The organism is Sphingobium sp. MK2, from assembly GCF_040170545.1.
In the GTDB taxonomy this organism is placed as follows: domain Bacteria; phylum Pseudomonadota; class Alphaproteobacteria; order Sphingomonadales; family Sphingomonadaceae; genus Sphingobium.
On sequence record NZ_JAZDXA010000078.1, the window covers coordinates 1 to 5,086 of the forward strand.

A 5,086-nucleotide genomic window follows, 5' to 3' on the forward strand; every position below is an offset into this window, starting at 1 on the left:
ATGACTTTATCGACGATCCCGAGCTCGCCGCGCGCTTCAAGGCCCATAAGCCGCGGTAACAATCGGACGGTTACGGTGAAAGCGTCGATCCCCGCCTTGCCGCCGAACCGGCCATAACCGCTAGCCTTCATGCCGCCAAAGGGCATTTGTGGTTCGTCATGCACCGTGGCACCGTTTATGTGGCAGATACCGGCCTGGATTTGCCGCGCCACACGCATCCCCCGCGCGGTATCGCGGGTGAACACGGCGGAGGACAAGCCAAACTCCGTATCGTTGGCCAGTTCGATCGCATGCGCCTCATCTCGCGCCCGTGTAATGCCCACGACCGGGCCGAAACTCTCGTGCCGGAACAGCTTCATGTCGGGCGTGACGCGATCAAGCAGATGCGCAGGCATCACCACGTTCATGATCGTTTCGCCGCCGACCAGCAATTCGGCACCATTGGCTACGGCATCTTCGATCAGCGCCATGCATTTGCCCACCGTCGCCGGATCGACCACCGCGCCCAGCGGCGTGTTACCCTTCGCCGGATCGTCGGCAGCCATGGTTTCTACCTTGGCTTTCATTTTGGCGACAAAGGCATCGGCCACAGCATCGACCACGATGATCCGCTCGGTCGACATGCAAATTTGACCCTGGTTCATATAGGCACCGAAAGCGGCCGCCTTGACCGCCTCATCGAGATCGGCGTCCTCAAGCACCAGCAAGGGAGCCTTGCCGCCCAATTCCAGCAGACAGGGCTTGAGATGTTCGGCCGCACGCTTGGCGATGATCCGGCCAACTGTGGTCGACCCGGTGAAATTGATCCGCTTCACTTCCGGCGCGTCGATCAACGCAGCGACCACTTCCGCAGCGTCGGTCGGCGCGTTGGTAACAACATTGACCACACCTTCTGGGAAGCCTGCTTCGGCAAAGGCTTCGACGATAAGGGCATGGGTGCGCGGGCAGGTTTCGCTCGCCTTAAGGATGACGCTATTGCCGCAAGCCAGAGGCATGGCGATCGCGCGCACGCCGAGAATGACCGGCGCGTTCCACGGCGCGATGCCGAGCAGCACGCCGACCGGCTCACGCAGCCCCATAGCAACGGTCCCCTCATGGTCCGACGGTATCACCTCGCCGCCGATCTGCGTCGTCATCGCCGCCGCTTCGCGGACCATACCAGCCGCAACGCCGATATTGAACATTGCCCAGGGCGCGGTCGCGCCGACTTCCGCCACCATCGCCGCGATGATATCGTCTTTGCGCGCCATCAGCGCGTCCGCCGCCTTGTTCAGCACCGCGCGGCGCGCGTTCGGGCCAAGCTTCGACCAGACAGCAAAGCCCTGCTGCGCCTTGGCGACGATCGCGGGAATATCATCCGGTCCCATTGCCAACGCAGAAGAGGCAACTTCACCAGTTATAGGATTCAAACGTTCAAACAGCATTGGCTCACACCTTGTCATGATGGTTGCGATGAACCTTGCCCCTGGAGGCGACGACTTTTTAAGGGCTTTCGCCTCGCCCGGCTGGTAGAGGTTCCTTCAAATTTCCCCAGAAACGATCCTTCAGCGAATTCACTTGTTGTCATCACCTTCAACATCCCCCCATGCACCTTCTCCAGCGCAGATCGGATCGCGTCGGCCGCCTCTTCCGGACATTTGGATAAAGTCAATTTGGTAAGATGGGCGTTATCCTGCACCCATGATCTGCCTTCGGGCGTCGGGAAGAATATCCGGAAGATGCGATCCATCTCCGCGCCAAAGCGATGATAAATGAAGGCCAGCGGTTCGCTATCTGCAAGCCGCGTCAGGAAATCAAAAAATTGCGAAGAAACAGCACGGAAGCCTTCGACATCGTCGAGATCAAGTCGTTTGCTCCGCTCACCCAACTTAAAAAGATGCTCCCGATCCTCATCTGTCATATTTCGACAAGCCAACTCCGCGATCAATGGAGCTACAGCGCGCCACGCAATGAAAAAATCGTCGACTGACTTGTAAGTCAGGGCCCGTACCTGATATCCACTGCGCGGCTTGGTATCGACGATACGGTCATGCGTTAGCCGTAACAGCGCCTCACGGACAGGCGTGCGTCCAAATTTCAAGCGGGCGATGAGATCCTTCTCTGTAAGCCTGCTACCTGGCAATATTTCGCACCGCACAATCATGCCCCGAAGAATCTCGTAACATTGCTCTACGTGGCTGCGCTGGTCCGGTTGATCACTCAAGGTCTAACGGTTCTTTCCAAAAATGCAGAATCGATATTGATGACCTAGTTGGCACTGGGGGGCGGCGCAATATCCCAGTGCAATCGATAGCATGCCCCGGCACTGTCGACCCGCAGGATTTGCCAATAGACCCGCATCTTGGGTGGCGGTGGGTTACTGGCCCGGAATGTGGCCCGGATGCACATCGGCATAGTGCTGGCGCAGCAAGTCCTTTCCGTAATCATTACCATTTGGTGTACGGATTACGGTATGGATATGACATTTCGCCGGCAGATCGTTGTTCAACCAGATGCCCGCATGGTGATCAAACTCAAGCATGATGATCGGGCTCTGGATACGGTAGTAGAAAGGATCTTCATCGCCATATCCGCCGGCCCATGACCAATAAGTACGGTCGAGATGCCGCTCAATCTGTGAGAGCCGATTTGCGCGCGGACCGTCGGGCAGCAATTCCAGAAATGCTTCGGTCACCTGCATCAGTTGGTCACGCTGCGCTGCATCGAATTCTGTCGCGAGAATACCTTCATAAGGCACAATGCGATTATCCTGAAAAGCGCCGCCAAGATGCAGGCCATCATCGCGATGCCAACGCCCCGCGGGCTTGGACGGTTCGTCGTGCAGTTGTTCGTATATTTGCGCTCTATCACGCAACGAAGGAGAGAGCGATTGCATCAGGGATAGGCCAACAATCTCTTGGGTCGTAAAAAGTTCAAGTCCCTTATATGGCCCTTCATCGATCACATTGGGTTCTGCTCCCATGAAAACCGGAGACACCACCATCTGTCCACCGACAAAGCAGCAATTCAGACACAGGTGATGGCCATAAAAGTTCCAGCCCCACGGCTCGGTGAGCGAAGGCTCGCCGAACAAAAGAAAATTGTAGCTCCACTCGTTCATGATGGTCTGCAGTTGAACCAGATCGCCAAGAAAGGCATTGACCCGCATGCAGCCTTGAGCCTTTGCATGGCCGCGAGGACCAAGTGAGGCTTCAAGGATACGCATGACCAGCATGCGCACATGCTCACTCAGGTCTTCCAGTCGTAAGCCATTATCATTCCAGAGGAATTCGGGGTTGCTCCAGCGACGCCATTCGCGCGCATCGATAGGATAGCAGAGTTTTTCGCGGTTTGCCGGATCGAGATGGCGCAGGAGTTCCGTTGCCGCAGCGACCGCTTCGGCAACTGGAGCGCCCTCATTCTCAAGGTTAAAAAGCCCGTGCTCGCACGCGCCATCGCATGTCAGACCATGGAATGGTTCCTGAGAGAGTTGATCCCAGCGATCCATCAGTGCGCCTGCGCGCGGATGCTTGCGGGCAAGTTGTCCAAAGTCACGGGGCGAAAGCCCGCGAGCCATAACAAAGCGCGGATCGTCCAACGGAAACAACAAGTCACGGAAATTATTCGATGGACGCACGAGCTTCCCTCCCCTTTTTTTAGACCTACTTACCTGTCAAACCACCCGATACGTTCAGCCAAGCCAACAACCGAGCCAAGCTTTGGCATCGCGATCTCCAGCCTTCTTAGTCCGCAGCGGCTATGGCATCCTTCACCACATTGACGAACGCCAGCGGTGCCGTGTTCTGCAAATCGTGCGTACCCCCTTCAATCATCGTTATGCGGGCTGATGGAACAACCTCTGCAAAACGATCCGCATAGCACGGCTTCAGGATCTCATCCTGTGTACCCAAGGCTAGCGTAATAGGAATAACGGTAGCATTTGCGAACCGCTCAATAGCGCGGTTGTCAGCCGGATGATCTGTCCAGCGAAACATTTTGAAACGCTTTTTCATCTGCTCGCGAAAAAAGTCAGCCGTCGCCCAAGGCTTGTTGGGATGCGCAGGCGGAGCCGGATAGGCCGAAACATCAGGCGGCGGAGCCCCATTGCGCAAGGCAATGATTGGGCCTTCGTCGGGATTAGCCAAATCTTCGGACCGATAGAAGAGCATCGGCCCTTCAAGTACCAAGGACTGCACACGGTCGGGAAACTGCTCGGCGATCCACATCGCATTCGTGCAGCCCATGGATGTACCTACCAGATGACATGTTTCCACACCTAGTTCGATCAGCGCATCTGCCAAGATAACGGCAAGCTGTCGTTGCTTCATGCGCGCTGTAACTTGGGGCGTTTCACCCCAACCGGGCGGATCAAGCTCAATCACCCGGTATTCGGCCGAAAGCATATCCTTCGCGGTCGACATCTCAAGCCCGGCTGAACCGGGCAGGAAAACCACGACTTCGCCCTCACCCGCTTCAGCATAAGGAACCACATAACCGTAGCTTTCGACCGTGCCCCTTTTGAAGTCCTTACCTGGAAGCATAATGTCCTCTTTCGGATACTAAGAATACAGGCCGCCTGCGCACGCATCCCTATCACCGAGCCGACTCTTGATATTTGATATATCAAGGTCGGCCGGACTTACAAGTGCCATACGCCACGGCCAAAACTTGCGCGTGCATGGAGGGGAAGCAACCGTACCGCGATTCATTCTGTAACAAATGAAATAGGAATAACGCATACCCCCCCGCACACTCCCAGAGCGCGCGCGCAATATCAGGCAGCCGTGGACAATCGTACGTCCGCCTTGGTGAGGATCGGCAGCACCTTCCGCCAAAGGCTATAGTGGTGGACGATCTGATCCTTGTCCAACGTCGGTGCGCAATAGGCCATCATGTTACCGGCGCCCAGCCGACGGCATTGATCGATTATCTGCTCAGCAACGGTTTCGGGCGATCCGGTGATATATTCCTCAGGTGATATGTCGAGCGCCGAATTATTCTTCTGCGCAATCCGCTTGATCGCGTTATCCTTAGCCCGGCTTATTCATCAGGGGGTGCCTGAAGGGTTGGCAGGAGTAGCGTAAGGTTCTGTTCTGAAGTAGGAAAT

The 5,086-nt window shown here is 56.3% G+C and carries 4 protein-coding genes; all 4 read right to left on the reverse strand.

From position 1 onward, the window contains the following. On the reverse strand, nucleotides 1–1,424 hold a 1,424-nt coding region (locus tag V2I08_RS20055; protein ID WP_349636522.1), incomplete at its 3' end, for an aldehyde dehydrogenase. A 14-nt stretch (nucleotides 1,425–1,438) separates the two neighbouring features. Continuing rightward, entirely contained in the window at nucleotides 1,439–2,203 is a 765-nt protein-coding gene (locus V2I08_RS20060; RefSeq protein ID WP_349636523.1) for a GntR family transcriptional regulator, read from the reverse strand. A 153-nt stretch (nucleotides 2,204–2,356) separates the two neighbouring features. Further along, a complete protein-coding gene (locus V2I08_RS20065) occupies nucleotides 2,357–3,616 on the reverse strand; it encodes a DUF3500 domain-containing protein (RefSeq protein ID WP_349636524.1) in 1,260 nt (419 codons plus the stop codon). Nucleotides 3,617–3,722: 106 nt separating this feature from the next. Then, nucleotides 3,723–4,520 carry an alpha/beta hydrolase gene (locus tag V2I08_RS20070; RefSeq protein WP_349636525.1) on the reverse strand — a complete coding sequence of 266 codons (798 nt, stop codon included), beginning with the start codon at nucleotides 4,518–4,520 and terminating at the stop codon, nucleotides 3,723–3,725. Nucleotides 4,521–5,086: the final 566 nt, after the last annotated feature.